The 23,858-nt window shown below is 72.2% G+C and carries 21 protein-coding genes; 10 read left to right on the forward strand and 11 right to left on the reverse strand.

Features of this window, described 5'->3' with window-relative positions; translation table 11 throughout:
* Nucleotides 1-5 precede the first annotated feature (5 nt).
* Together ACQP04_RS25075 and ACQP04_RS25080 are read right to left on the reverse strand one after the other, a co-directional pair.
* Nucleotides 6-1,853, reverse strand: a complete 1,848-nt coding sequence (locus tag ACQP04_RS25075) for a GAF domain-containing sensor histidine kinase (protein ID WP_433503008.1) — start codon at nt 1,851-1,853, stop codon at nt 6-8.
* A 55-nt stretch (nt 1,854-1,908) separates the two neighbouring features.
* Nucleotides 1,909-2,583 (reverse strand): response regulator transcription factor, encoded by a 675-nt coding sequence (locus ACQP04_RS25080; RefSeq protein WP_433503009.1) that lies wholly within the window; start codon nt 2,581-2,583, stop codon nt 1,909-1,911.
* Between the two features lie 142 nt (nt 2,584-2,725).
* On the opposite strand from ACQP04_RS25080, the gene ACQP04_RS25085 reads away from it, so the two are divergent.
* A complete protein-coding gene (locus ACQP04_RS25085) occupies nt 2,726-3,121 on the forward strand; it encodes a nuclear transport factor 2 family protein (protein ID WP_433503010.1) in 396 nt (131 codons plus the stop codon).
* A 51-nt stretch (nt 3,122-3,172) separates the two neighbouring features.
* Here ACQP04_RS25085 and ACQP04_RS25090 read toward each other — a convergent pair whose 3' ends face one another.
* The 6 genes from ACQP04_RS25090 to ACQP04_RS25115 form a co-directional block, all read right to left on the reverse strand.
* The gene (locus ACQP04_RS25090) at nt 3,173-4,021 is read right to left on the reverse strand and encodes an SDR family NAD(P)-dependent oxidoreductase (protein WP_433503011.1); all 849 of its coding nucleotides are present in this window, start codon (nt 4,019-4,021) and stop codon (nt 3,173-3,175) included.
* Between the two features lie 9 nt (nt 4,022-4,030).
* The gene (locus ACQP04_RS25095) at nt 4,031-4,885 is read right to left on the reverse strand and encodes a mycofactocin-coupled SDR family oxidoreductase (RefSeq protein WP_433503012.1); all 855 of its coding nucleotides are present in this window, start codon (nt 4,883-4,885) and stop codon (nt 4,031-4,033) included.
* Nucleotides 4,882-6,027, reverse strand: a complete 1,146-nt coding sequence (locus ACQP04_RS25100; protein WP_433503013.1) for an LLM class flavin-dependent oxidoreductase — start codon at nt 6,025-6,027, stop codon at nt 4,882-4,884. The genes ACQP04_RS25095 and ACQP04_RS25100 overlap by 4 nt, the downstream gene beginning before the upstream one ends.
* A gap of 148 nt (nt 6,028-6,175) precedes the next feature.
* Complete coding sequence (locus ACQP04_RS25105) at nt 6,176-6,553, reverse strand: nuclear transport factor 2 family protein (RefSeq protein ID WP_433503014.1); 378 nt, start codon at nt 6,551-6,553, stop codon at nt 6,176-6,178.
* 104 nt (nt 6,554-6,657) lie between these two features.
* Nucleotides 6,658-8,499, reverse strand: coding sequence for a GAF domain-containing sensor histidine kinase (locus ACQP04_RS25110; RefSeq protein WP_433503015.1), 1,842 nt, complete (start codon nt 8,497-8,499; stop codon nt 6,658-6,660).
* A 3-nt stretch (nt 8,500-8,502) separates the two neighbouring features.
* The gene (locus ACQP04_RS25115; RefSeq protein ID WP_433503016.1) at nt 8,503-9,156 is read right to left on the reverse strand and encodes a response regulator transcription factor; all 654 of its coding nucleotides are present in this window, start codon (nt 9,154-9,156) and stop codon (nt 8,503-8,505) included.
* Between the two features lie 134 nt (nt 9,157-9,290).
* Here ACQP04_RS25115 and ACQP04_RS25120 point away from each other — a divergent pair, with 134 nt between their 5' ends.
* The 4 genes from ACQP04_RS25120 to ACQP04_RS25135 are packed head-to-tail and all read left to right on the forward strand — an operon-like array spanning nt 9,291 to nt 14,666.
* On the forward strand, nt 9,291-10,787 hold the full coding sequence (locus ACQP04_RS25120; protein WP_433503017.1) for an aldehyde dehydrogenase: 1,497 nt from the start codon (nt 9,291-9,293) through the stop codon (nt 10,785-10,787).
* A gap of 2 nt (nt 10,788-10,789) precedes the next feature.
* Nucleotides 10,790-11,902 (forward strand): zinc-binding dehydrogenase, encoded by a 1,113-nt coding sequence (locus ACQP04_RS25125; RefSeq protein ID WP_433503018.1) that lies wholly within the window; start codon nt 10,790-10,792, stop codon nt 11,900-11,902.
* Complete coding sequence (locus tag ACQP04_RS25130) at nt 11,899-13,509, forward strand: flavin-containing monooxygenase (RefSeq protein ID WP_433503019.1); 1,611 nt, start codon at nt 11,899-11,901, stop codon at nt 13,507-13,509. Before ACQP04_RS25125 ends, ACQP04_RS25130 begins: the two co-directional genes overlap by 4 nt.
* A 23-nt stretch (nt 13,510-13,532) precedes the next feature.
* Nucleotides 13,533-14,666: an LLM class flavin-dependent oxidoreductase gene (locus tag ACQP04_RS25135; RefSeq protein ID WP_433503020.1), complete on the forward strand. Its 1,134-nt coding sequence runs from the start codon at nt 13,533-13,535 to the stop codon at nt 14,664-14,666.
* Between the two features lie 117 nt (nt 14,667-14,783).
* Here ACQP04_RS25135 and ACQP04_RS25140 read toward each other — a convergent pair whose 3' ends face one another.
* The 3 genes from ACQP04_RS25140 to ACQP04_RS25150 are packed head-to-tail and all read right to left on the reverse strand — an operon-like array spanning nt 14,784 to nt 18,570.
* The gene (locus ACQP04_RS25140) at nt 14,784-16,013 is read right to left on the reverse strand and encodes an ABC transporter permease (RefSeq protein WP_433503021.1); all 1,230 of its coding nucleotides are present in this window, start codon (nt 16,011-16,013) and stop codon (nt 14,784-14,786) included.
* The gene (locus tag ACQP04_RS25145; RefSeq protein ID WP_433503022.1) at nt 16,010-17,449 is read right to left on the reverse strand and encodes an ATP-binding cassette domain-containing protein; all 1,440 of its coding nucleotides are present in this window, start codon (nt 17,447-17,449) and stop codon (nt 16,010-16,012) included. The genes ACQP04_RS25140 and ACQP04_RS25145 overlap by 4 nt, the downstream gene beginning before the upstream one ends.
* Complete coding sequence (locus tag ACQP04_RS25150) at nt 17,446-18,570, reverse strand: sugar ABC transporter substrate-binding protein (RefSeq protein WP_433503023.1); 1,125 nt, start codon at nt 18,568-18,570, stop codon at nt 17,446-17,448. The genes ACQP04_RS25145 and ACQP04_RS25150 overlap by 4 nt, the downstream gene beginning before the upstream one ends.
* Before the next feature lie 209 nt (nt 18,571-18,779).
* Between ACQP04_RS25150 and ACQP04_RS25155 the strand changes: the two genes are divergently transcribed.
* From ACQP04_RS25155 to ACQP04_RS25175, 5 genes are all read left to right on the forward strand, one after another.
* Nucleotides 18,780-19,622, forward strand: coding sequence for a mycofactocin-coupled SDR family oxidoreductase (locus ACQP04_RS25155; RefSeq protein ID WP_433503024.1), 843 nt, complete (start codon nt 18,780-18,782; stop codon nt 19,620-19,622).
* Between the two features lie 53 nt (nt 19,623-19,675).
* A complete protein-coding gene (locus ACQP04_RS25160; RefSeq protein WP_433503025.1) occupies nt 19,676-20,419 on the forward strand; it encodes an SDR family NAD(P)-dependent oxidoreductase in 744 nt (247 codons plus the stop codon).
* Nucleotides 20,420-20,479: 60 nt separating this feature from the next.
* A complete protein-coding gene (locus ACQP04_RS25165) occupies nt 20,480-22,117 on the forward strand; it encodes a flavin-containing monooxygenase (RefSeq protein ID WP_433503026.1) in 1,638 nt (545 codons plus the stop codon).
* Nucleotides 22,118-22,193: 76 nt separating this feature from the next.
* Complete coding sequence (locus ACQP04_RS25170; protein ID WP_433503027.1) at nt 22,194-23,072, forward strand: alpha/beta hydrolase; 879 nt, start codon at nt 22,194-22,196, stop codon at nt 23,070-23,072.
* A gap of 2 nt (nt 23,073-23,074) precedes the next feature.
* Entirely contained in the window at nt 23,075-23,791 is a 717-nt protein-coding gene (locus ACQP04_RS25175) for an SDR family NAD(P)-dependent oxidoreductase (protein ID WP_433503028.1), read from the forward strand.
* Nucleotides 23,792-23,858: the final 67 nt, after the last annotated feature.

Below are 23,858 nucleotides of genomic sequence, written 5' to 3' on the forward strand. Positions count from 1 at the left end.
AGTACTCAGGTCACACGGACTCGAACGAGGACCTCGGTGCCCGAGCCCGGGTCCGAGCGGAGGAGCAGCTCCCCGCCGTGCTCGGCCAGCCGTCGCCGAACGGCCTCGGTGCCGTAGCCGGGCCTCGCACCCGGCGCGAGCCCTGTCCCGTCGTCTCGCACAGCCAGCTCGAGCGCGTCGGGGGCTTCCGTCCCCAGGTCGACGCGCACGTGGCACGGGCCGGCGTGTTTGGCGGCGTTGACCATGGCCTCGCGGGCGGCGGCCAGCAGCGCCGTCCCCGCCTGCGCACCGGGGTCGACGGCGCACGCCGCGGCCGCCTGTGTGACCTCGACGTCCACCCCGAACTCGCGGTGCACCTCGTCGGCGACCCCGACGAGCCGCCTGCCGAGTGGCTCCGCCGCGCCCGTGAAAGGGGCGAGGTGGTGGATCACCTCACGGATGGCGTCCTCGCTGCGGACCAGCAGGGACAACGCCCGGGCCGCGGTGTCCCGCTCCGAGCCGTCGAGCTGCTCGAGTAGCCGCTGCAGGGTCAGCTTCCCGCTGAACAACAGCTGCACCGCCCGGTCGTGGATGCCGTCCGCGATGCGCTCCCGCTCGCGCACCCGCGCCGTCTCCGCCTGCTCGGCGAGGAAGCGGTCGGTGGTCCAGCCGAGCGCGACGATCCCCGCCATGCGCCGCACGGCTGCCTGCTCCGGTTCGCGGAACGGCTCCCCCGGGATCCGGAGCAGGCCCAGGCTCGCGCGGGGGCGCCCGTCGACCAGCACCGGGACGTGCAGGGTGACCCAGCCCGGCTCACCGACGACGAGCGGCCGCGACATCGCCGATCGCACGCTCGCCGCCCCGTCGTCCGAGCGGACCAGGAACTCGACGTCCCGGCCGACGACGGACTCGTCGGCGGTGGCCACCAGGGGTTCGGTCCCGGGCACCCGCAGCACTACGGTCCGACAGCCCAGGACCTCGCGCAGCTCCGCCAGGAACGGGCCGAACCCGCTCAGCCGCACTCCCGACGCCATCGCGGTCGCGGCCCGCCCCACGACCGCCGAGACTCCCTCGCGATGGCGCATCTCGATCCGTTGGTGGACCTGCCCGACGGCGCCTGCGACGAAGGAGGTCAGTCGGCCCACGGTGGCGGCGTCCTCCTCGGTGAACGGCACGGCCTTGTTCGCGACGTGCAGCACCCCGAGGGGCGTCTCCCCGACGACGATCGGCAGAGTCATCAGCCTGCGGATCCCGAAGCCCTCGACCCAGTCGAAGAACCGAGGGATGTCCGTCCGCGGGTCGTTGGCGAGCATCGGCCGCCCACTGCGGAACACGGCGGCGGCGGCGGTGGTCACCTCCGTGTGGCTGACCTGAGAGGAGGCGACGAGATCCGGGGCGGCGCCGAAGGACCCCGGCAGCGCCTGCAGGTACCCGCGGTCGTTCATCACGGCGATCCCGACGAGGGCGGCGTCCACCGACGGCGCGACGACCGCGGCCACGCCGCCGAGCAGCTGGTCGAAGGTTTCTGCGGTGAGCGCGAGCTCGGTCAGCGTCTCGGCGCCGACCAGCAGGGCCTCGGGTCGACCGGACACCACCGCGCCCGCGAACCGGGCGAGGACCCTGGTCATCACTCCTCGGCGCGGGTCCGGGACCACCTCGGCGGGCCAGGCAACGTCCATCCAGGCGCGTACCGCCCCGTCCCCGACCGCAGCGACGACCGACCGTGCGCGTCCCTGCGCGTCCCGCACGTGGGGCAGCTCCGCACACAACGGACCCGCCTGTTCCTCGGCGAGGATCAGCTCCGGGACGGCGCCCTCCGAGGTCCTGCCCCACTGCGCCACCACCGCCGAGAGGTCCTCGGTCCGCAGGACCACCGAGTCTGCTCCCAGCACCTGGCCCGCGCGGCGGGCGAACGCCGCCGGGGCGGGCTCACCGTCCGGTCGCATCGGACCCGGGCGCGATGAGTGCCTCGCGGATCGCCGTCGCGATGAGCTGGGACCGGGTCCTCACCCCGAGCCGCTCCTTCACCCCGCGGATGTGGAACCGAACGGTCGACACGGACAGATGCAGCCGGGCCCCGATCTCCGCGTACGTGTACCCCTCCGCTGCGAGCTCCAGCACCCGTTCCTGCTGCGGGGTCAGCACCCGTCGGGCGTCCGCCCCCGCGTCGCCCGGCTTGGCCGCGGCGTAGAGCCGCTGCACGGTGGCGGACGTGCTGCGCACGACACCGCCGTCCTCACCGGCCGCGATCCGGCCCAGGACGCTGCGCAGCTCGTCCAGGCCGGCGGCCTTCGTGACGAACCCCGCGGCCCCGGCGCTGCGGCACCGCTGCACGACGTCCTCACTCAGGTAGCTGGTGAGCATGACGATCCGGAGCGAGGGCCGGAGACCGAGGAGATCCGCGCAGAGTGCATCTCCGGTGGCGTCCGGCAGGCGGTAGTCCAGCAGCAGCACGTCCATCCCGTGCCGGCGGACCAGGTCCCGCGCCTCCTGACCCGAGCCCGCCTCGGCGACGACCTCGACTGCGAGCTCCGGGGTGCCGGTGAGCGCCAGTCGAAGGCCCTCCCGCACGACCTCGTGGTCGTCGACGATCCCCACGCGCATCCGAGCACCTCCTCGCACCGACCTTATGCCGGCCCGACCGGTTCGACCCTGACACTTCCGTCCGTTCCGGCCGCAGGACGTTGACGCGCCGCTGCACGGCCGGGACCGTCGGACCCCCCTCGACGACGAAGGAGTGTCCACAGTGGCAGCCACGCCCAGCACCGAGAACGAGCGGATCGTCCTGGAGTTCCTCGGGCTCTGGGAGAAGCGGGACGTGTCCCTGCTGCTCCCCTTCTTCACCCCGACCGGCTCCTACATCGACACCCCGCTACCCCCGCGGCACGGGATCGACGAGATCAAGGCCTACATCGAGGCCGTGTTCGGCGGCTTCTCCGTTCGCATCGAGACGCTGAAGATCGCGTCCGCGGGGGACCTGGTCTTCACCGAGCGCATCGACTATCTCGGCGCCGAGGGCAAGCCCGAGGTGGCGCTGCCCGTCGCAGGGGTGATGGAGATGAAGGACGGCAAGATCGACCAGTGGCGGGAGTACCTCGACCTCGCCACCGCCGAGGAGGGTCTCGGCATCAAGATGAAGTAGACGTGCCGACGAGGGGCCGGGTCCGCGGGGACCCAACCCCTCGTCGTCTCTTCAGTTGGAGCCGGCGACGTGCCCGGACAGGCGAGAGTCCGCGGCCAGGGGCGACTGCTGGGCGAAGCCGCCGTCGACCCGGATGACCTGCCCGCTGATGAAGCGCGCGGCGTCGGACGCCAGGAAGGCGACGACCTCGGCGATGTCCGACGGCTCCCCGACGTACGGGGTGTCGCAGTGCCGGGCGTACTCGGTGATGAGCTCCTCACCGATCGCGAGGCTCGGCGGGCTGAGGATGAGCCCCGGCGCGATCGCGTTCGCGCGGATGCCCTGCTTGCCGTACTGCGTCGACACGGACCGGACGACCTGGTTGACCGCCGCCTTGGCCGCGCCGTAGACGGTCAGGTTCAGCTCGCCCATCTCACCCGACGTCGACGAGGTGCAGATGATGCTGCCCCCTCCGGTCTCGATCATGGCCGGGATCGCATGCTTGCAGCCGAGCATGGTCCCGAGCACGAGCGTCCGAAAGACCAGGTGCCAGGTCCCGGTCTCCATCCGGGTGATCTCGGGGTCCCCGGGGTCGAACAGCGCTTCGAGGTCGGCGGCGTTGTTGTGCAGGACGTCCAGCCTGCCGAACTCGCCGACCGCGGTCGCCACCATTCGTCGGACGTCGTCCTCGTCGCCGACGTCGACCTGGACGGCGAGTGCCTTTCCGCCGTCCTCGCGGATCGCCTTCGCGCGGCGCTCCGCGGCGTCGCCGTGCCGGTCCGCCAGCACGACCGAGGCGCCCAGCGACGCCAGCTTCACGGCGACCGCGCTGCCCTGGCCCGGCTTCGGCAGCTCCTCGTCCCCGTGGAAGGAGCCGGCGCCGGTGACGATCGCGACGCGGCCCTCCAGAGTCCTGGTCATGGCAGCCCCTCAGACCTTGATGCAGATCCCGGCGTCGACCGGGAGCGTGGCGCCGGTGACGTAGCGCGCCTCGTCCGAGGCGAGGAACAGCACCGCGTTGGACACGTCCACCGGCTCCACCCACGGCACCGGGAGGGAGTTCATCGCGGTGGAGACCTCGACGATGTCCTCCTTCGTCGGGTGCTCCAGGTCCGGCCGGAACATCTTGTAGATCTCGTCATGCATGATCATCGGGGTGTCCACCTGGGTGGGATGGATGCTGTTGGCGCGGATACCCAGCGGGGCGAGCTCGTTCGACAGGGCACGCATCAGGCCGACGGTGCCGTGCTTGGCCGAGACGTAGTGCGCCAGGTTCTGCGGCGCGATCAGCCCCGCGCCGGAGCTGATGATCACGATGGACCCGGAGCCCTGCGCCTTGAAGTACGGGATGGCGGCCTTGACGGTCTGCCAGACACCGGTGAGGTTGATGTCCAGCATCTCCTTCCACGCCGCCTCGGAGATCTCGTCGACCGGCGCGTAACTCGCGATGCCCGCGTTGGCCACGACGATGTCCACGTGTCCCAGCTCGTCGACGCCCTGGCGCAGCGCGGCCTCGACCTCGGCGGCGTTGCGCACGTCCGCCTGGGCGGTGACCACCCGGCGGTCGAGCTGCTCGACCAGCCGCGCGGTCTCCTCAAGGTCCGCCTTCGACGACATCGCGTAGGACACCGAGTCCACCGGGGCACAGATGTCGAAGGCGATGATGTCGGCGCCCTCCTGCGCCAGCCGCAGCGCGTGGCTGCGGCCTTGCCCGCGGCCCGCACCGCTGATGAACGCCACCTTGCCCTCGACCCGACCGGGCCGGGTGATCTCCGTGCTGCTCATGCCGACCGGGCCTCCTTCTCCGCCGCGTACTCGCGGCGGGCCTTCTCCTGTGCGGCGGCGAGCTTCTCGCCCGTCGCTCCGAACCTGGCCATCGACTCCACCCCCTCCAGCCGCGGCGCGATCTGGCCGGTGAAGTGCGGGAACACCTCGCGCGCCAGCAGCTCGAAGGAGTCGAACTGGTGCTTGGGCGACGCAATCTCGCAGTTGCCGATCACAATGGAGCCGAGCCCACCGGACTTCTCGACGATCGTCGCGATGCGCTCCCGGGCCATCTCCGGCGTGCCGATGACGAAGATGGAGTCGTTGAGCTCCTCCACCACGGCGTCGAAGTCCTCGGGGTCGCTCTTGACCAGCGGCAGGATGCTGACCATGTAGCGCACCCAGTCCTGCAGGCCCCAGCGCGCCTGGGCGCGGGCCTCCTCCTCGGTCTCGGCGATGTGCATCATGTGCAGCGCGCTCCACCGGTCGCGGCTCACCGTCTGGCCGTGCGCCTGCGCGGACTCCTCCGCGATCCCCCAGGTCTGGGCGATCGGGTTGTCCTCGGTGGTCCCCAGCACGCCGAACTGGAACAGCCCCGTGCCGAACTTGCCCGCCAACCGCGGGCCCGAGGGCGACAGCTGCGACGCCACCCGGATGTCCAACTCGCCGGCGTACGGGCGCAGATGCAGCTGCCCGTCGTTGATCTCGAACCAATCCGTCTTGCGTGTGACCGGCCCGTCGAAGCGCAGCAGCGCAAGGATCGCCTCCAGGGCCTCCTCGGTCATCCGCCGCTGCTCGAGCGGCTCGACGCCGATCGTCTGCGCGTCCTGGGCGAGCGAACCCGCCCCGATGCCCCACAGCAGCCGGCCCTTGAGCATGTGGCTCAGCTGCACGATCCTGTCGACAAGCATGAACGGGTGATGGTAGGGCAGCGAGCTCACCCCCGTACCCAGCTTGATCGTCTGCGTCCGCTGCGCGGCGGCGGCCAGGAACAGCTCGGGGGCGGCGACGTTCTGCCAGCCCGTGGAGTGGTGCTCGCCGACCCACACCTCGTCGTAGCCCAGGCGGTCCAGGTGCTCGATCAACCGCAGATCGTCCTCGAACTGGACGCTCGGATCGATCCACGGCTTGTGATATGGGAAGATCTGCACGCCGAAGCGCATGGGGGACTCCTTCGACCGTCACGGCAGGCCGGCCGGGGACCGGCCGGCGCGGCGGTCGCCCCTCCACCGGGCGACCTCTGACCGGTCCGGACGCTAACCGGCACGGCCCGCCGTGCACACTGACTGATGCGTCAGCGTCGGCCGGGGTTCAGCCGTAGTCGTAGTACTCGGTGATCTTCCCGTCCCGCACCGTGTACACGGTGAGCAGCCGGTCGTCGAGCACGTCTCCCTTGTTCCCGAACCCCGGCAGGTCGACGGCGAGGGTGCCGCCCCACCGCTGCTCCCGGTAGACCGTGTCGCCGATGACGTTGGTCCGCAGCGAAGGGCCCAGCTTCCGGTCGGGCAGGTAGTCCGACGCGAACGCCCGCAGGGTCGCGACGAGCTCCGCGGCGCTGGAGAAGGAGAAGCCCCGATTGTAGTGCTGGAAGTCGAGCTCGGGAGACAGGACCGCCTCCATGCCCTCGAAGTCCTGGGCGTTGTACGCGTCGACGTACTGCTCGACGACCTTGGCCGCGTCCTCGCTCATCCGTCCTCCTCGACGTCGGGCGGCCCCGTGCCGCCCCGGCGTATCGGACCCTAGGGAGCCGTACCGGGCGGAGGGAGTGGATCGGGCGAGGACTGGCGGTTCCGTCAGGCCGAGCCAGTGGTGGGCAGGGGAACGCTGATCAGCACCCGTGCCGGTCGCCTGCGGGCGATCCGCAACAGTCCGCGCACCTCGTGGAGGGAGCGCCGTGCGGACCGCAGCCCGTAGCCCTCGTGGCCGCCGTCCGAAAACCCGACGCCGTCGTCGTCCACCGCGACGAGCAGCCGGTCGCCCTGCACTCGCAGTGCGACATCGATCCGGTCCGGTCCGCCGTGTTTGGCGGCGTTGACCATGATCTCCCGCGCGGCCCGCAACACCGTCTCCGCGGTGTCGGCGGCAAGGTCGCGGGCACGCTCCTCGGCAGACCGGCCGACCGTCAGGTCGATGGGGATGCCGAACTCGTGGCCGACGTCGAGGACGGTGCCACGCAGCCGTGTGGCCAGGTCCACGCGGCTCTCGGGCGCGGAGAGCTGATGGATCGCGTCGCGGAGCGAGGTCTCGCTGCGGACCAGCAGCGAGCGGGCGTGGGCCACGGCGGCGTGCACGGCGCTCTCCGGCTCCAGGTCCTCGAGTGCCGACTGCAGAACCACCTCGCCTGCGAACATCGCCTGCGCCACGCGGTCGTGCAGGTCGTCGGCGATGCGCTGGCGCTCCTGGATGCGCTCGCGGTCGGCTCGCTCCTGCTCATAGCGCTCGGTGAGTACCGCCAGCGACACCACGTTCGCCAGCCGTCCCAAGGCCGCCTCCTCCTCCGCGGAGAACGGTGTGCCGGGCACACGGAGGACGGAGAGGGTGGCCACCGCGGTGCCGGCGGCGAGCACCGGGTGGTGGACCGCCGACCAGCCGGCGTCACCCGCGGCCTCTGGTCGGTGGAGCCTGCTCTCGCGCTCCGGAGCGTGGCGGCGGGCATCGTCCCGGAAGCTCCGCTCCAACCAGGCCGCGACGGCCGGCCCGGACTCGTCCTGGGACACCAGGATCCGTGGGGCCCGCTCGCCGGCGAAGGTCACGGCGAGCCGTCGGACCTCGGCGGTGCGACAGAACTCGAGGAACGTCTCGTCGGCCACCCGCTCCAGTGGTCGGCCCATCGCGATCGCCGTGGTCGCGGCGGCCACTGCGTCGCTGATCGCCTCGTTGCGGTGCAGCTCCGTGCGCTGGCGGACGATGGAGACGCAGCCCGCGACGAAGGGCGCGACCGACTCCGCAGCCCGCGCGACGTGCTCGTCGAGTTGCTCGCGGTGGTTGGCCAGGTGCAGCACACCGAATGCCTGGCCACCCACCACCAGCGGAGTGCTGAGCAGCTGGCGGATCCCGAAGGCCCGGATCCAGTCCCGTTGGGCGGGCAGGGTCTGCGCGGGGTCGTTCGACCAGACCGTGCGTCCGGTGCGCCACACCCGAGCGGCGCCGCTGCGCGAGTCCTGCGGGTCGACCTGCGACGAGGCGGCCATCGCGTCGTCTGCGCCGAACGAGCGGGGCAGCGACTGGAGATACCCGCGCGCAGAGTTCCACAGGGCCACGCCGAGCCGTGCGGTGTCGGTGACCGGGGCTATCGCCGCGCCGATCCCGTTGACCATGGTCGCGTAGTCCCGGGAGGTGAGCGCAACCTCGGTCATGGCGAGGGCCGCGCCGAGCGCGGAATCCCCGTCCTCCGGGCTGCCCGCGAGCACGGACACCGCCGAGGCTGCCGTGATCCGCAGTGCGGCGGCGGACTCCTCACTGTTCCATCGAGGCCCTGGCCGCAGCTGCAGCAGGCCGAGGACCTCCCCGGCCCGGTCCCGGACGGGCTCGGCGACCCAGCCCTCCCGGTGCTCGTCCGGTCCGGTCAGGGCCACCTCGCGGGCTCCGAACAGCTCGCGCGTCCGGGTGGCGAACCAGGCTGCGTCGGGGGACACGGGTCAGCCCGGGAACTCGGGCGCGGGCGTGATCAGCGCGGACCGGATGGCGATCGCCACCAGCTCGGACATCGTCCGGGCACCGAGGCGGTCCTTCAGGCCCTGGATGTGGAAGCGCACCGTGGACGTGGAGATGGACAGCTGCGTGGCGATCTCCCGGTACGTCAGGCCCTCGGCGGCCAGCTCCAACACCCTCTCCTGCCGCGGGGTGAGGCTGCGCGACTCCGGCGCTTGGGCCCGGGCCTGCCGGTGCAGCCGCTCCACGAGCGCGCCGCTCCCCCCTCGCAGCGAGGTCCCGCCAGCCGCGACATCGGCCAGTGCGGCCCGCAGCTCCTGCAGCCCGGCACCCTTCGTCACGAACGCCGCGGCCCCGGCGTCGATCGCGGCCCGCACGACCTCCTCGGACAGGTACGTCGTGAGCACGACGACGGCGGTGGCCGCGTGCGCAGCGCGGATGCGACGGCACAGCTCGTCGCCGGGCATGTCCGGCAACCGGAAGTCGGTGAGCACGATGTCCGGCCTGTAGCGCCGGACCTCGCCCAATGCCTGCTCGGCCGAGCCAGCCTCGGCCACCACGTCGATCGACGGGTCCTTGCCGAGCGCGGTCCGCAGACCCTCTCGGACGACCTCGTGGTCGTCGACGATGCACAGCCTCATGGCGGGTTCCTCCTCGCCGTCGAGGCTAGCCGGGCCGGGGTCCGCCGACCGACTGGCACTCCTGCCAGTGCCGCCGCGTCCCCTCCGGCTCGACAGTGGTCGGCGAGAGGTCGAGTGCGAACGGGAGGTACCGCGTGACGGTGCAGCAGACGGCGCCCGAGACGGCGCTGGAGCCACTGGGGCTCTGGATCGACGGTGCGATCCGGGAGAGCGACGGGACCGAGCGGATCCCCTCGGTGGACCCCTACACCGGGCGGGCGTGGGCCACCGTGCCCAACGCGACGGAGTCGGACGTCGACCGGGCGGTGGCCGCGGCGCGCGCGGCGTTCGAGGGGCCGTGGCGGGCGATGCCGGGCGCGGAGCGCGCGAAGATCCTGCGCCGCATCGCCGACCTGGTGGAACGCGACCGCGAGCACCTCGCGCGCGTGGAGAGCCGGGACAACGGCAAGCTGCTGCGCGAGACGATGGGGGTGGTGGGAAACCTGCCGCGCTGGTTCCACTGGTTCGCCGGCGCCGCGGACCGGCTGACCGGGACCACCGCTCCCGCGGCCAACCCGAACTACTTCGTCTACACCACGCGCGAGCCGGTGGGGGTGGTCGCGGCCGTCGTGCCGTGGAACGCCCCGCTGATCCTGCTCACCATGAAGATCGCGCCCGCGCTGGCCGCGGGCTGCACGGTCGTCGTGAAGACCGCGGAGCAGACCACCGCCTCGGCGCTGGAGCTCGCCAAGCTCACCAAGGAGGCCGGGCTCCCCGACGGCGTCCTCAACATCATCACCGGCGAGGGGCAGACGACCGGGCGGGCGTTGGTGCGGCACCCGGGGGTCGACAAGGTCTCCTTCACCGGCTCGACGCGGGCGGGCGTCCAGGTCATGCAGGACGCCGCCACCCACCTCGCCCCGGTCACCCTGGAGCTGGGCGGCAAATCGGCCAACATCGTCTTCGCCGACGCCGACCTCGATGCCGCCGCCAACGGTGTGATCGCCGGGGTCTTCGCCGCGGCAGGCCAGATGTGCATCGCCGGCGGCCGGGTCGTCGTCGAGCGCTCGGTGCACGACGCCCTGTTGGAGAAGGTCGCCGCGCGCGCCCGCACGATCAAGCTGGGCAGCCCGTTCGACGCCGAGAGCGAGATGGGCCCGCTGGCCACCCGCGAGCAGCGCGACCGGGTGCTGGACATGATCGCCGCCGCCCGGGAGGAGGGCGCCGCGCTGGTCTGCGGCGGCCGGTCCCCGGAGGGCGACGGCTTCTTCGTGGAGCCGACCGTCTTCACCGGGGTGACGAGTGCGATGCGGCTGTCTCGGGAGGAGGTCTTCGGCCCGGTCGCCGCGGTGTTCCCCTTCGACACCGAGGAGGAGGCGATCCGGCTGGCCAACGACACCGAGTACGGGCTCGCGGGCGGCATCTGGACCCGCGATCTGCAGCGCGGGCTGCGGATGGCACGGGCGGTGCGGGCCGGGACCCTGTGGCTCAACGCCTACCGCGTGCAGGACGCCGCCGTGCCCTTCGGCGGCACCAAGGCCAGCGGTTTCGGCCGCGAGAACGGTGACGAGGCGCTGCACGAGGTCACCGAGGTCAAGTCGGTCTGGGTCGAGCTGTCCGGGCAGACCCGCGACCCGTTCGTGATGGGATGAGCATGAGGACAGAGGCACGCGCCGCCGTGCTCCGCGAGTACGGCGCACCGTTCACCGTGGAGAGCTTTCCGCGGCCCGAGCCCGAGCCGGGCGCGCTGGTCGTCGACATCGACGCCGCCACGGTCTGCGGCTCGGACGTGCACGTCTGGCTCGGCCACATGGCCGGGCGGCTGCCGATCTCCCCGCCGCTGATCCTGGGACACGAGATGGCGGGCACCGTCACCGCGGTCGGCGCGGGCGCCGAGGTGGACAGCCTGGGCAGACCCGTCCGCGTCGGCGACCGGGTCGTCTGGGCCCACACGCCCTGCGGGCACTGCTACCAGTGCACCGTGGAGCGCGAGCCCACCCAGTGCGCGGCCCGGTACATCGGCTACCTGAACGACTGCAGCAAGCCCCCGCACTTCACCGGCACGTTCGCCGAGGTCGGGTACGTCATCCCGCGGGCGGGCCGGCTCGTGGTGCCCGAGAAGGTGAAGAGCTCGTGGGCCGCGGCGGGCAGCTGCGCGCTGCGCACGGTCGTCCGCGCGCTCGCGGTCGCGGGCTCGATCACCCCGCAGGACCGCGTCGTCGTGCAGGGGGCGGGTCCACTGGGCCTGTTCGCCACGGCGCTGCTGTCGCTGCGCTCGCCCCGACAGCTCGTGGTCGTGGGGGGCCCCGCGGACCGGCTCGTTCTGGCGAAGGACTGGGGCGCCACGGACGTCGTGTCCATCGAGGACTTCCCGGAGGCCGCCGGGCGGGTCGAGGCGGTGCGCGAGCTGACCGGCGGCGGACCCTCCGTCGCCTTCGAACTGGCGGGCGCCCCCGGAGCGATCGCCGAAGGAGTGGACATGACCGGCCCGAACGGGCGTTACGTCGTGATGGGCACCCTGGGCGGTGAGCGCCAGTCGGTGGACGCCGCGCGCATCGTCCACAAGGGCCTGACCATCCGCGGCTCGATGAGCGGCGACATCGGGGACTACCACGTCGCCCTGGACACCCTCGAGCGGTTCTCCGACCGCTTCGACTGGGACCTGATGTTGGGCCGGGAGTACGGCCTGCACGAGCTGGACACCGCGATGAACGCGATGCGCGGCATGGCCGAGATCAAGCCCGTCCTCGTGCCGGGGCTGTCGTGAGCACTCCCCTGAGCACTCCCGAGTACGACGCGGTGGTCGTCGGTGCCGGGTTCGCCGGGCTCTACGCCCTGCACGCGTTGCGCGGCGAGGGGATGTCGGTCCTCGGCTTCGAGACCGGGCACGACGTGGGCGGCACCTGGTTCTGGAACCGCTACCCCGGCGCCCGCTGCGACACCGAGAGCCTCGACTACTCCTACTCCTTCGACAAGGACCTCCAGCAGGACTGGACCTGGAGCGAGCGCTACGCCACCCAGCCGGAGATCCTGCGCTACCTGAACCACGTCGCGGACCGCTTCGCGCTGCGCCCGCTGATCCGCTTCGGCACGGAGGTCACCTCCGCGGTCTACGACGAGCCGTCGGCGACGTGGTCGCTGAGCACCTCGACCGCGGAGACCGTCCGGGCCCGCTACGTGATCATGGCGGCCGGCGTGCTGTCGTCGCTCAAGGACCTCGACTTCCCCGGGCTCGACCGCTTCCGCGGCACCCGGCTGCACACCGCGCGCTGGCCGCACGAGGGCGTCGACCTCTCCGGCAAGCGGGTCGCGGTGATCGGCACCGGTTCCAGCGGCGTGCAGCTGGTCCCGAAGCTGGCGCCGCAGACCGAGCACCTGTACGTGCTGCAGCGCACCGCCAACTTCTCGGTGCCCGCCCGCAACCGCCCGGTGCTGCCGGACGAGGTGGCTCGGGAGAAGGCGAGCTATGACGAGCGCCGGGCCGAGATGCGGGCCTCCCGCGCGGGGATGAAGGAGATCCCCGCCGAGGGCTCCGCGCTCGCCGTCGACCCCGACGAGCGCACCCGGATCTTCGAGTGGCGCTGGGCCTACGGCGGCGGGCCGCCCTTCCTGCGCACCTTCACCGACCTGGCCACGGACGAGGCGGCCAACGCCACCGCGGCCGAGTTCGTGAGGTCCAAGATCCGCGAGACCGTGGCGGACCCGGAGACCGCGGAGAGCCTGTGCCCCACCGGGTTCCCGATCGGCACCAAGCGGCTCTGCGTGGACACCGACTACTACGCGACGTTCAACCGGTCCGACGTGACGCTCGTCGACCTGCGGAAGACCCCGCTGGTCGAGTTCACCGAGAACGGCATCCGCACCACCACCGAGGAGATCGGGCTCGACGTCGTGGTGTTCGCCACCGGGTTCGACGCGCTCACCGGCGCCCTGACCCGCATCGACGTCCGTGGCCGGGGCGGGGACACAGTCGCCGCGCACTGGGCGGACGGACCGCGCACGATGCTCGGCCTGGCCGTGGCCGGGTTCCCGAACCTGTTCACCGTCACCGGCCCGGGCAGCCCGTCGGTGCTCGGGAACGTCGTCGCCTCCATCGAGCAGCACGTCGAGTGGATCGTCGACTGCCTGCGGCACGCCCGCGAGCGCGGCGCGACGACCGTCGAGGCCACCCGCGAGGGCGAGGACGACTGGTCGCGGCAGTGCGCCGAGATCGCGGACCAGACCCTGATGGCGCGCAACGCCTCCTGGTACACGGGCGCCAACATCCCGGGCAAGCCCCGGCAGCTGCTGCCCTACGCCGGCGGCGTGGGCCGGTTCCGCGAGATCTGCGACGACGTCGCCGCCCGCGGCTACGCGGGCTTCCGCTTCAGCTGACCACTCGTTCCGAGGAGAACACCGTGCGCAGACTCCGCTTCGGCGTCCAGATCTTCCCGTACCACAACCCCGTCCACAATCCGACGCTCCAGTTCGAGGAGGACCTCCAGCTCGTCGAGCACCTCGACAGGTTGGGCTTCGACGAGGCGTGGTGCGGCGAGCACCACTCCACCGGCTGGGAGTCCATCGCCTCCCCCGAGCTGTTCGCCATGGCCGCCGCCGAGCGGACCAAGCACATCCGGCTCGGCCTGGGCGTCACCTCGATCCCCTACCACCACCCGCTGATGCTGGTGGACCGGGTGCTGCAGCTCGACCACCTCACCCGCGGGCGGGTCATCTGGGGCATGGGCACCGGCTCGGTCGCCCAGGACGCCTCGATGATGGGCCTGGACACCCAGGAGCTGCGCCGGATGAGCGAGGAGGGCGTCGAGGCGATCATGGCGCTGCTCGCCTACGACGAGCCGGTGACCCGCACGACCGACTGGTTCACCCTGCAGGACGCGGCGCTGCAGCTGCGGCCCTACAGCGACGACATCGAGATCCGGGTGGCGGCGATGATCTCGCCGTCCGGCCCGCGGCTCGCCGGGCGACACGGCCTCGGCCTGTTCCAGTTCGGCGTGCCCGGGGAGGACGCGCTGGCGAACACCTGGCGGATCATGGAGGAGACGGCCGCCGAGCACGGCAAGGAGGTCAGTCGCGACCGCTGGAGCGTGCTGCAGCACGTCTACCTCGCCGAGACCGAGGAGCAGGCCCGCGCCGACGTGCGGTGGAACCTGCCGAACGTGATCGAGAGCCTGGGCCGCACCACGCCGCTGTTCCCCGAGCAGCCCCGCGACCACGACCACATGGTCGAGATGCTCAACGCGGGCCCGATGCTCATCGGCACCCCGGACATGGCGATCGCCCGGATCGAGGACATCCTCAAGCGCTCCGGCGGGGTCGGCACCTTCATCATCGGCCACCTCGAGGCGGCCGAGCCGGAGAAGATGCGCAAGTCCTACGAGATGTTCGCCCGCCACGTCATGCCGCACTTCAGCGGCCAGCGCACCCAGCGCCTGCGCGCGGTCCAGCACTCGATCGACTTCGGCCAGAACGCCGACCGCCTCGCCGCGGCCCAGCAGAAGGCGATCAAGGACTACGAGTCCTCCCGCGCCTGACCCGCCGACGTCACGGCCCCCGACCCGGATGCAGGTCGGGGGCCGTTCGCGGCCTTCTGCCGTCGGCGGTGGGGACGGACGACGGGCGGGAGCGCACGATGAGCCCCGCCCGTCGTGCTACCGGCGCGCCATCCGCACCACGGTGGACAGGGCGACCGCGACCAGCAGGACGGCGCCGTTGACGACGTCGGTCCAGGTGGCGGGCAGGCCGCCGGTGATCAGGCCCTGTCCCACCCAGACTACGAACACCCCGCCCGCGATCGTGCCCCAGACCGTGAACGGGCCGGACGAGAACACCACGGTGGAGAGGAAGGCCGCGGCGAAGGCGGGGAGCAGGAAGGCCCCGGCGATGTCCGGGGCGACGGTGCCCTGGGTCGCCGCGAGCGTCACCCCGGCGAGGGCGGAGAGCACCCCACCGATCACGAACGCGCCGACGACGTGCCGCCGGGTGCGGATGCCCGCCAGCCGGGCCGCCTCGGCGTTGGACCCGGTGGCTTTGAGCCCGCGGCCGAAAGTGGTCAGCTCGAGCAGCAGCCACATCACCAGCGCGACCCCGACCAGCAGCACGATCAGCCAGGACAGCCCGCCGGAGGTCGCGCTGGACCCGGCCGCGAGCAGCCCCCACACCACGAGCGCGGCGACCAGCACCCCCGCCGCGCCACGGAACGCGTGCCAGGCGCCCGCGGGTACCCGCCGGGGCCGCACCGCGGCCAGGCCGTGCACGGTGGCGGCACCCGCGAGGAGCCCCACGACGACCACGACCACCGTCGGCGGCCGGTTGGTGAACGAGCCCATGTCCCCGAACCACGCAGGGAGGTCGAAGTCCCCGCGCGCAGGGATCAGCGCGCCGCCGCCGGAGTAGACGCTCGACAGCCCGAGCACCACGCCGCCGGTGCCGAGCGTCGCGATGAACGCGTTGATCGACAGGTACTCGACCAGGAACCCGTTCACCAGCCCCACGAGCAGCCCGACGGCGAGGCAGGAGACGAGGACCAGCCAGAACGGCATGCCCTGCTCGGTGCGCAGGCCGACGGCGAGGAACGCCGTGAGCGAGGCGGTCGAGGACACCGAGAGGTCGAACTTGCCCGCCACCAGGGTGACCATCGCGGCGAGCCCGATCAGCAGCACCGGGACGTTCTGGTGGATGTTGAGCAGCCGGGCGCCGAGGTCGACGAACCGGTCCCCCAGCCACACCGAGTACACGGCGAACACGACCAGGAAGGCGAGCACGGTCAGCGACGAGCCGAAGGCCCGCCCGTGCAGGACGGCGCGCAGTCCGGGGCCGGCCGGGCGGTCGTCCCGCTCGGCGCGGTCCGGCGGGCTCGTCGGTTCGGTCGACACGCTCACAGCACCGCCTCCAGCTGCTCGTCGCTCAGTCCGGCGACGGGGCGGAACCCGTCGACCGTGCCCTCGGCCACGGTGGCCAGCCGGTCGCACAGCGCCAGCAGGTCCTCCGCGTCGGATGTGATCACCAGGACTCCCGTCCGCTCGTCCGGCAGCCGCCGGACGATCTCGTAGATCTCCTCGCGGGCCGCGACGTCCACGCCGCGGGTCGGCTCGCACAAGACGTAGACGTCCGCCTCCCGCAGCAGGGCCCGCCCGAAGACGACCTTCTGCTTGTTCCCGCCGGACAGGGCCCCGAAGTCGACGTCGACGTCCGCCGGGTGGACCTCCAGCTCGGCCACCAGCGCCGCGCAGTCCCGGCGCTCGCGGGCCCGGTCGAGGAACCCCAGCCGGCGCCAGCGCCGCAGCGCGGACACCGTGAGGTTGGACCGGACGTCGAGCGCGGCGAACCCGCCCTGGGTCTCCCGGTGCGGCGGGACCAGCGCGGTGCGCACGCCCGGCGCCACGACCCGGCGTCCGGCCGTGGGGCGCAGCGCGCCGTGGGCGAGGAAGCCCACGTCGTGCAGGCCCGAGCCGGGCGTACCGGTCAGCCCCACGACCTCCCCCGCCCGCACGGTGAGGTCCACCGGGCCCGCCCGGCCGCCTCGAACCGCGTCCAGGCGGAGCAGCTCCCGCCCGGGCGTGCGCACGGTCCGCACCGCTGCCGGATCGGCGACGCTCTTCTCGTGGCGGGCGAGCAGCCGGACGAGCTCCTCGCGGCCGAGCCCGGTCGTCGGCCGGTCGGCGGCCACCTCGCCGTCGAGCAGCAGCACGATCCGGTCCGTGCAGTCCAGGATCTCGGACAGCTTGTGCGACACCATGATCACTGTCGCCCCCTGCCGGGCGAGCACGGTGAGCGCGTCGGTTACCCGGCGCGCCTCGTCCGGGGGGAGGGTCGAGGTGGCCTCGTCGACGAAGATCAGCCGAGCACCGCGGGCCAGCACCCGGGCGATCGCCACCAGGGCCTTCTCCCCCGGCGCCAGGTCGGCGACCGCGGTGCGCACGTCCACGTCCAGGCCCACCGCGGCGAGCGCCCGCTCCGCCGCGGCGCGTTCCGCCCGCCGGTTCAGCAGCGGGCCCACGAGGCGCAGGGGCGCCTGCCCCAGCCGGAGGTTGTCCACGACGGGCAGCGCGTCGACCAGGCCGAGATCCTGGTGGATGAACCCGACCTCGGGCTGTCCGTCGAGGGAGGCGACGTGCTCCCCGTGCAGCGCGATCCGACCGGCGCTCGCCGGGTGGACCCCGGCGAGCACCTTGATCAGCGTGGACTTGCCCGCACCGTTCGGCCCCATCAGGCCCACGAACTCGCCCTCGTCGACCGCGAGGTCGATCCCCCGCAGGACCCGCACTCGGCCGAAGGCCTTGTCGAGGCCTGCGACCTCCAGCGCGGGCGCGGTCACGGTGCGGTCCACAGCTTCCGGAACTCGCCCTTCCAGTCGCCGGTCGGCTGCAGCGGCGGCTGGTAATCGCCGGCATTGGCGCTGGTCAGAACCGCGATCGGAAGCTCGGTGACGGCCCAGCCGGGCTTGCCTGCCCTGGTCCTGGCGATCATGTCGACGGCCGCCCAGGAGGCGAAGTCGATGGGCGAGGCGGCGTCCGCGCCGAGTGCGGGGTCGCGCTCCTGCAACATCGCGACGACCGCGGGATCGGCGTCGTAGCTGCTGATCGTCGGGTCGGTGCGACCGGTCTGCCGCAGCGTGGTGGTCATCGGGGTGACGAGCCCGTCGTAGTAGGCGACGGCGTCGGTGTATCCGGCGCCCCCGCCGGACAGGAAGGCCGTCCACTGCGGCGGGCCGGGCAGGGTGGAGTCCGCCGCCGGAATGGTGATCTCGTCGTAGCTGCAGCCCGCGCACTGGTCGAGAACCTTCTCCAGGCCCTCGGTCCGCGCGACGACACCGGTCGACGCGGGCTCGACGGTGATCGCGACCTTCGCCTTACCCTGCGTGCGATCGACGATGTACCAACCGAGCGCCTCGCCCTGCGCCTCGAAGTCCGAGGTCACGTCGATCACCCCGGCGGCTCGCGCCTCGTCGCCCGAGGTGCACATCGCGCACGCGACGGTCAGACCAGCGGCCAGTGCCCGGTCGACCGACGCCTTGATCGTGGTGACGTCGATCGCGTACAGCAGGACCGCGTCGGCCTTCTGCTGGACCGCCTGGTCCACGAACCCGCCCTGCACTGCGGGCGAGAACTGCCCGTCGAATGGGCCGAGCGGGGTCCACCCGAGCGCAGAGACCGCTTCCTGCATCACCGTCGCCTGTTCGGCGTGCACCGGTGCCTGGAAACCGCCGACGACGATCCCGATCTGCCCGCTGCCCGCCGCGAACCCCTCGGTGGGCATCGGGAAGGTCGGGTCGAGCCGGGTCGCGGTCGCGACGCGTTCCTGGGCGGTGGAGATCAGCTCGGAGTCCGGCAGAGTGGTGGCGGGCGCCCCACCACCGCCACCGCTCTGCGCACAGCCTGCGAGCACGAGCAGGGCTCCCGACATCACCACGGCCGACAGCCGTCCGATCCTGGTCATTGCCTCTCCTTCGAAGCGCGGGTGTGGGAGGAAGGTAAGGAGCGTCACCCGCGCGAGGCACTGACGTTTGCGCTAGCGACACGGCATCGCCCCAGTTCACTGGGCTGTTCGGCGCAACCTGCACGACCCGGGACTGGCACTCGTGTCAGGTTCCACCGCCGTACCGCACGGGGCCACGATGGACTCGGTACCGACGAACGGAGAGTCCCATGAGCACGTCACTCGAGGGCAAGGTCGCCTTCGTGACCGGTGCGGCCCGCGGCCAGGGCCGCAGCCACGCGATCGAACTGGCGCGCGAGGGTGCCGACATCATCGCGGTCGACATCGCGCACGACCTTCCGGAGCTCGGTCTCGGGTACTCCCTCGCCAGCTCGGAGGACCTCGCCGAGACCGCCGCCGAGGTCGAGAAGCTGGACCGCCGGGTCGTCACGGCGGAGGTCGACGTGCGCGACGGCGACGCCCTCGCCGCCGCCCTCGCCACCGGCGTCACCGAGCTGGGCCGCCTCGACATCGTCGCCGCGAACGCGGGGATCGCCGCCAACAAGGTCCCGACCCACGAGATCACCGACGAGGCGTGGGAGCAGATGCTCTCGATCAACCTCACCGGCGTGTGGAAGACCTGCAAGGTCGCGGTGCCGCACCTGGTCGCGGGTGGCCGCGGTGGCTCGATGATCCTCACCAGCTCGATGGCGGGCCTGCGCGGCTATCAGGGCATCGGCGCGTACACCTCGGCGAAGCACGGCGTCGTCGGGCTCATGCGGGTACTGGCCGCGGAGCTGGCCCAGCACTCGATCCGCGTCAACAGCGTGCACCCCACCCAGGTGGAGACGCCGATGCTGCTCAACGACGCGACCTACAAGATCTTCCGCCCCGACCTGGAGAACCCCACGCTCGAGGACTTCATCCCGGCCACCACGAGCATGCATGCCCTGCCGGTGCCGTGGGCCGAGCCGGTCGACATCAGCCGGTCGGTCGTCTTCCTCGCCTCGGACGACTCGCGGTTGATCACCGGGCAGACGCTCGCGATCGACGCGGGGCTGATGGTCAAGTAGCACTGGCGCTGTCGCCAGTGTCCGCGGCGACCCGTTCCCCCTAGCGTCGGGTCGTGGATCTCGGAATCGGCGGGAGGGTCGCCCTCGTCACGGGGGCGGCCTCGGGAATCGGTGCGGCGAGCGCGCGGCTGCTGGCCGCGGAGGGGGCCCAGCTGGTCCTCGCGGACGCGGACGACGAGCGGGTGGCGGAGCTCGCCGCCGGGCTCGGGGAGGTGGCGGTGTCCGTCGCCGTGGACGTCCGGTCGGTCGAGGACACCCGCCGGATGGTCGCGACCGCGCAGGAGCGGTTCGGCCGGCTCGACCTGGCCGTCAACGCGGCGGGCGTGGGCGTCCCGCAGAAGCGCGACGTCGCCGAGACCGACGTGGAGGCCTGGCGCCGGATCGTCGGCATCGACCTCGACGGCGTCTTCCTCAGCATGCGCGCCGAGCTTCCGGCGCTGCTCCCCCACGGCGGCGCGATCGTCAACGTCGCCAGCATCATGGCCGACTCCGCCTCGGCAGGTGCGTCGCCGTACGTGGCGGCCAAGCACGGCGTCGTCGGCCTGACGCGGACGGCCGCGCTCGAGTACGCCGAGCGCGGGGTGCGGGTGAACGCGATCGGCCCCGGCTTCGTCGACACCCCGCTGCTGGACCACAACACGCCGGAGGCCCGCGCGGCCATGGCCCGACTGCACCCGATGAACCGCCTGGCCACCGTGGAGGAGATCGCCCGCTCCATCGTGCTGCTGCTCTCGCCGGTCTCGTCGTTCACCACCGGCGCGTACCTCCCGGTCGACGGCGGCTACCTGGCCCGCTGACCCGAGTCTGACGCTTTCGAGAGTGCCCGGCGACGCCTGCGCGGACCTAGCGTCGACGCCATGACCGAACGGACACGGCTGTCCGCAGCCGACCTCGACCTCGTCGTCATCGGTGCCGGGTTCTCCGGTCTCGCGATGCTCCACCGAGCCCGCCGGTCCGGACTGACGACCCGCGTGTTCGAGGCGGGTGGGGACGTCGGCGGGGCCTGGTACTGGAACCGCTACCCCGGAGCACGCACCGACAGCGAGTCCCACTACTACTGCTTGTCCTTCTCGAAGGAGCTGGTGGACGAGTGGTCGTGGTCGGAACGGTACGCGAGCCAGCCGGAGGTGCGGCGCTACCTGGAGTTCGTCGCCGACCGGTTCGACCTGCGTCGGGACATCACCTTCGACAGCCGCGTGACGTCACTGGTCTACGACGAGCAGGCGGCCGTCTGGACGGTGACGACCGACTCCGGTGAGCAGGTTCGCAGCCGGTTCGTGGTGACTGCGATCGGACTCCTGACCAAACCGAACGTCCCGGACTTCCCGGGGCTGGCGGACTTCGCGGGAGAGCTCCTGATCACCAGCCGGTGGCCGGACGGGGCCGACCTCGCGGGGAAGCGGGTCGGGGTCGTCGGCACAGGTTCCACCGGTGTGCAGGTGGTGCCGATCGCAGCGGAGACAGCCCGCAGCGTCACGGTCTTCCAGCGAACTCCGAACTACGTCGTGCCCGCCCACAACCGCGCTCTCGACGCCGCCGACGTGGCCGATCTCAAGCGCCGCTACCTCGAGATCCGCGACAAGGCGCGCGCCCACTCCTTCGCGATGCCGTTCGAGCCGGGCCACGGGCTGACCGCCGACTTCACCGCCGAGGAGCGCAACCGGATCTACGAGGAGGGCTGGGCGACCGGCGGCTTCCACTTCCTCTTCGAGACCTTCGACGACATCACCGTCGACGAGGAGGCGAACGAGTCCGCCGCCGAGTTCATCCGGTCCAAGATCCGCGAGATCGTCGAGGACCCGGAGACGGCGGAGCTGCTCTGCCCCAAGGGCTACCCGTACGGTGGGAAGCGCCCCCCGGTCGGACACCACTACTACGAGGCGTTCAACCGCGACACCGTCGAGCTCGTGGACGTGAGCCGCCGGGGCACCCCGATCGAGTCAGTCACGCCGGCAGGCCTACGGACCGCCGACGGCCGGGAGCATGCCCTCGACGTCCTGGTGCTCGCCACCGGCTTCGACGCCATCACGGGCGGCATGGACGAGATCGACGTGCGTGGTCGGAACGGACGGACCCTGCGCGAGGAGTGGGCGGCTGGCCCCACCGGTTTCCTGGGGTTCGGGGTCCACGGGTTCCCCAACCTGCTCGCGATCAGCGGGCCTGGCAGCCCGTTCGCCAACATCCCGGTCTGCCTGGAGAAGAACGTGGAATGGATCGGTGATCTGCTGGACCACGTCGACCGGGAGGGCATCGACTCCGTCGAGGCCACCGAGGAGGCGGCGGCGGACTGGGGCAGGCGCGTCCACGACGCCGCATTCGCGACCCTGCTACCTCGGGGCGAGTCGGTCAACACCTGGTTCCTCGGGGCCAACATCGAGGGCAAGCCGTTCTCGGTCGGAGTCTGGTTCGGTGGAGCGAACGTCTACTTCGACGTGTGCGACGAGGTCGCCGCGCAGGGCTACCCGGGCTGGGAGCTCACGTCGCGCCGAGACTGACGCTTCGTGCAGTGCCACCGCGCACGGCGGCGGGTGAGACTCATGACGTCAGCATCGACTCGAGGGTGAGGCAGCGATGAGCGAGTTCGTGGAGCAGGCCAACCAGGCGTGGCGGGACGCCTACCCGCCCGGCGAGCCCGGGCACCTGGAGTGGCGCGAGGCCGTCACGACGATGCACGCGCAGTACCCGGTGCCCGACGACGCGGAGATCACCGCCGTCGACGCCGACGGCGTGCCGTGCCTGTGGGTGTCGGCGCCGGGGGCGGCGCGGGACCGGGCGGCGATCCACTTCCACAGCGGCGGCTACGTGATGGGATCCGCCCACAACTACCGCGAGTTCGCCTACCGGCTCTCGGCCGCGCTCGACGCCCGGGTCCTGGTCGTGGACTTCCGGCTCGCGCCGGAGTTCCTCTATCCGGCCGCGCTGGAGGACGCCCAGGCCGCGTTCCGGTGGCTGGCCACGCAGGTGGAGCCGGCGCGGATCGTCAGCGCCGGTGACTCGGCGGGCGGCGGGCTCGCGCTGGCCCTGCAGATGTCGTTGCGCGACAACTCGGAGCCGACGGCGGGGGCGATCGCGCTGTTCTCCCCCTGGGCCGACCTGGCCGCCGAGGGCGCCTCCTACGACGAGTTCCCCGAGGACCCGGTGGTCAGCCGGCCGTTCGCGCTGGCCAACTGCGAGCTCTACCTGTCCGGGGCGGACCCGCACACCGTGCCCTACGCGTCCCCGGTCAGCGGCGAGTTCGCGAACCTCCCGCCGATCTTCGCCGTGGCGGGAGCGCACGAGGCGCTCCGCGACGACTCCGTGCGGATCGTCGAGCAGGCGAAGGCCGCGGGCGGGGACGCGGAGCTGCTGCTCATCGACCACGTGCCGCACATCTTCACGATCTTCCCGTTCCTGCCCGAGTCCGCCGAGGCGCTCGCGGCCGCGGGCGCGTTCGTCAAGGAGCGGATCTGACCGTGCGCTTCACGGGCCGCACCGCGGTCGTGACAGGGGCCGGCGGGGAGATCGGGCGGGCCGTCGTCGACCGGCTGGTGGCCGAGGGCGCTGCGGTCCTCGCCGTCGACCGGGTCGTCGTCCCCCCGGCGCCCGGGGTCCACCCGCACGTCGCGGACGTCACCGACCCGGCGGCCGTCGCCGGCTACGCCGAGGCGGGTGCCGCGCTCGGCGGCGGGACGATCGACCTGTTCGTCAACAACGCCGGCATCGAGGGCACCGTCGCCCGGCTGGAGGACCTCGCGGTCGAGGACTTCGACCGGGTCCAGGCGGTCAACGTGCGCGGGGTGTTCCTCGGGCTGAAGCACGTCCTGCCCCGCATGGTCCGCGGCGGTGTCGTGGTCAACGCCGGGAGCGTCGCGTCGTTGCGCGGCGCTCCCGGCGTCGGCGCCTACATCGCGTCCAAGCACGCCGTCCTGGGACTCACCCGGACCGCGGCGCTCGAGCAGGCCGACCGCGGGGTGCGGGTGTGCGCGGTCTGCCCCGGACCCGTGGAGGGTCGGATGATGGCCTCGCTCGACTCGGGCCGAGGTCGGGCGGGGAGCACTCCGGGCGCCTTCGACGGCGGCCGCTATGCCACCGTCGAGGAGGTGGCGGGGGCGGTGTGCTTCCTCCTCTCGCCCGACGCCGGGTTCGTGAGTGGGACGACGCTCACGGTCGACGGGGCACGGACTGCCTGAAATCGCAGGTTCGCGGAGCCGCCCGCCCTGGTGAGATCGTCGTGACGCCGCACGGAGAGGGACTGAG

The sequence above is a fragment of the Pseudonocardia halophobica genome (assembly GCF_050948485.1).
Lineage (GTDB): Bacteria > Actinomycetota > Actinomycetes > Mycobacteriales > Pseudonocardiaceae > Pseudonocardia > Pseudonocardia halophobica.

What these genes read in the sequence shown, in the direction of transcription:
- ACQP04_RS25080 (WP_433503009.1), bottom strand. Translation starts at nt 2,583, where the DNA reads ATGCGCGTGGGGATCGTCGACGACCACGAGGTCGTGCGGGAGGGCCTT.
- ACQP04_RS25090 (WP_433503011.1), bottom strand. Translation starts at nt 4,021, where the DNA reads ATGACCAGGACTCTGGAGGGCCGCGTCGCGATCGTCACCGGCGCCGGC.
- ACQP04_RS25095 (WP_433503012.1), bottom strand. Translation starts at nt 4,885, where the DNA reads ATGAGCAGCACGGAGATCACCCGGCCCGGTCGGGTCGAGGGCAAGGTG.
- ACQP04_RS25100 (WP_433503013.1), bottom strand. Translation starts at nt 6,027, where the DNA reads ATGCGCTTCGGCGTGCAGATCTTCCCATATCACAAGCCGTGGATCGAT.
- ACQP04_RS25105 (WP_433503014.1), bottom strand. Translation starts at nt 6,553, where the DNA reads ATGAGCGAGGACGCGGCCAAGGTCGTCGAGCAGTACGTCGACGCGTAC.
- ACQP04_RS25115 (WP_433503016.1), bottom strand. Translation starts at nt 9,156, where the DNA reads ATGAGGCTGTGCATCGTCGACGACCACGAGGTCGTCCGAGAGGGTCTG.
- ACQP04_RS25125 (WP_433503018.1), top strand. Translation starts at nt 10,790, where the DNA reads ATGAGGACAGAGGCACGCGCCGCCGTGCTCCGCGAGTACGGCGCACCG.
- ACQP04_RS25150 (WP_433503023.1), bottom strand. Translation starts at nt 18,570, where the DNA reads ATGACCAGGATCGGACGGCTGTCGGCCGTGGTGATGTCGGGAGCCCTG.
- ACQP04_RS25155 (WP_433503024.1), top strand. Translation starts at nt 18,780, where the DNA reads ATGAGCACGTCACTCGAGGGCAAGGTCGCCTTCGTGACCGGTGCGGCC.
- ACQP04_RS25165 (WP_433503026.1), top strand. Translation starts at nt 20,480, where the DNA reads ATGACCGAACGGACACGGCTGTCCGCAGCCGACCTCGACCTCGTCGTC.
- ACQP04_RS25170 (WP_433503027.1), top strand. Translation starts at nt 22,194, where the DNA reads ATGAGCGAGTTCGTGGAGCAGGCCAACCAGGCGTGGCGGGACGCCTAC.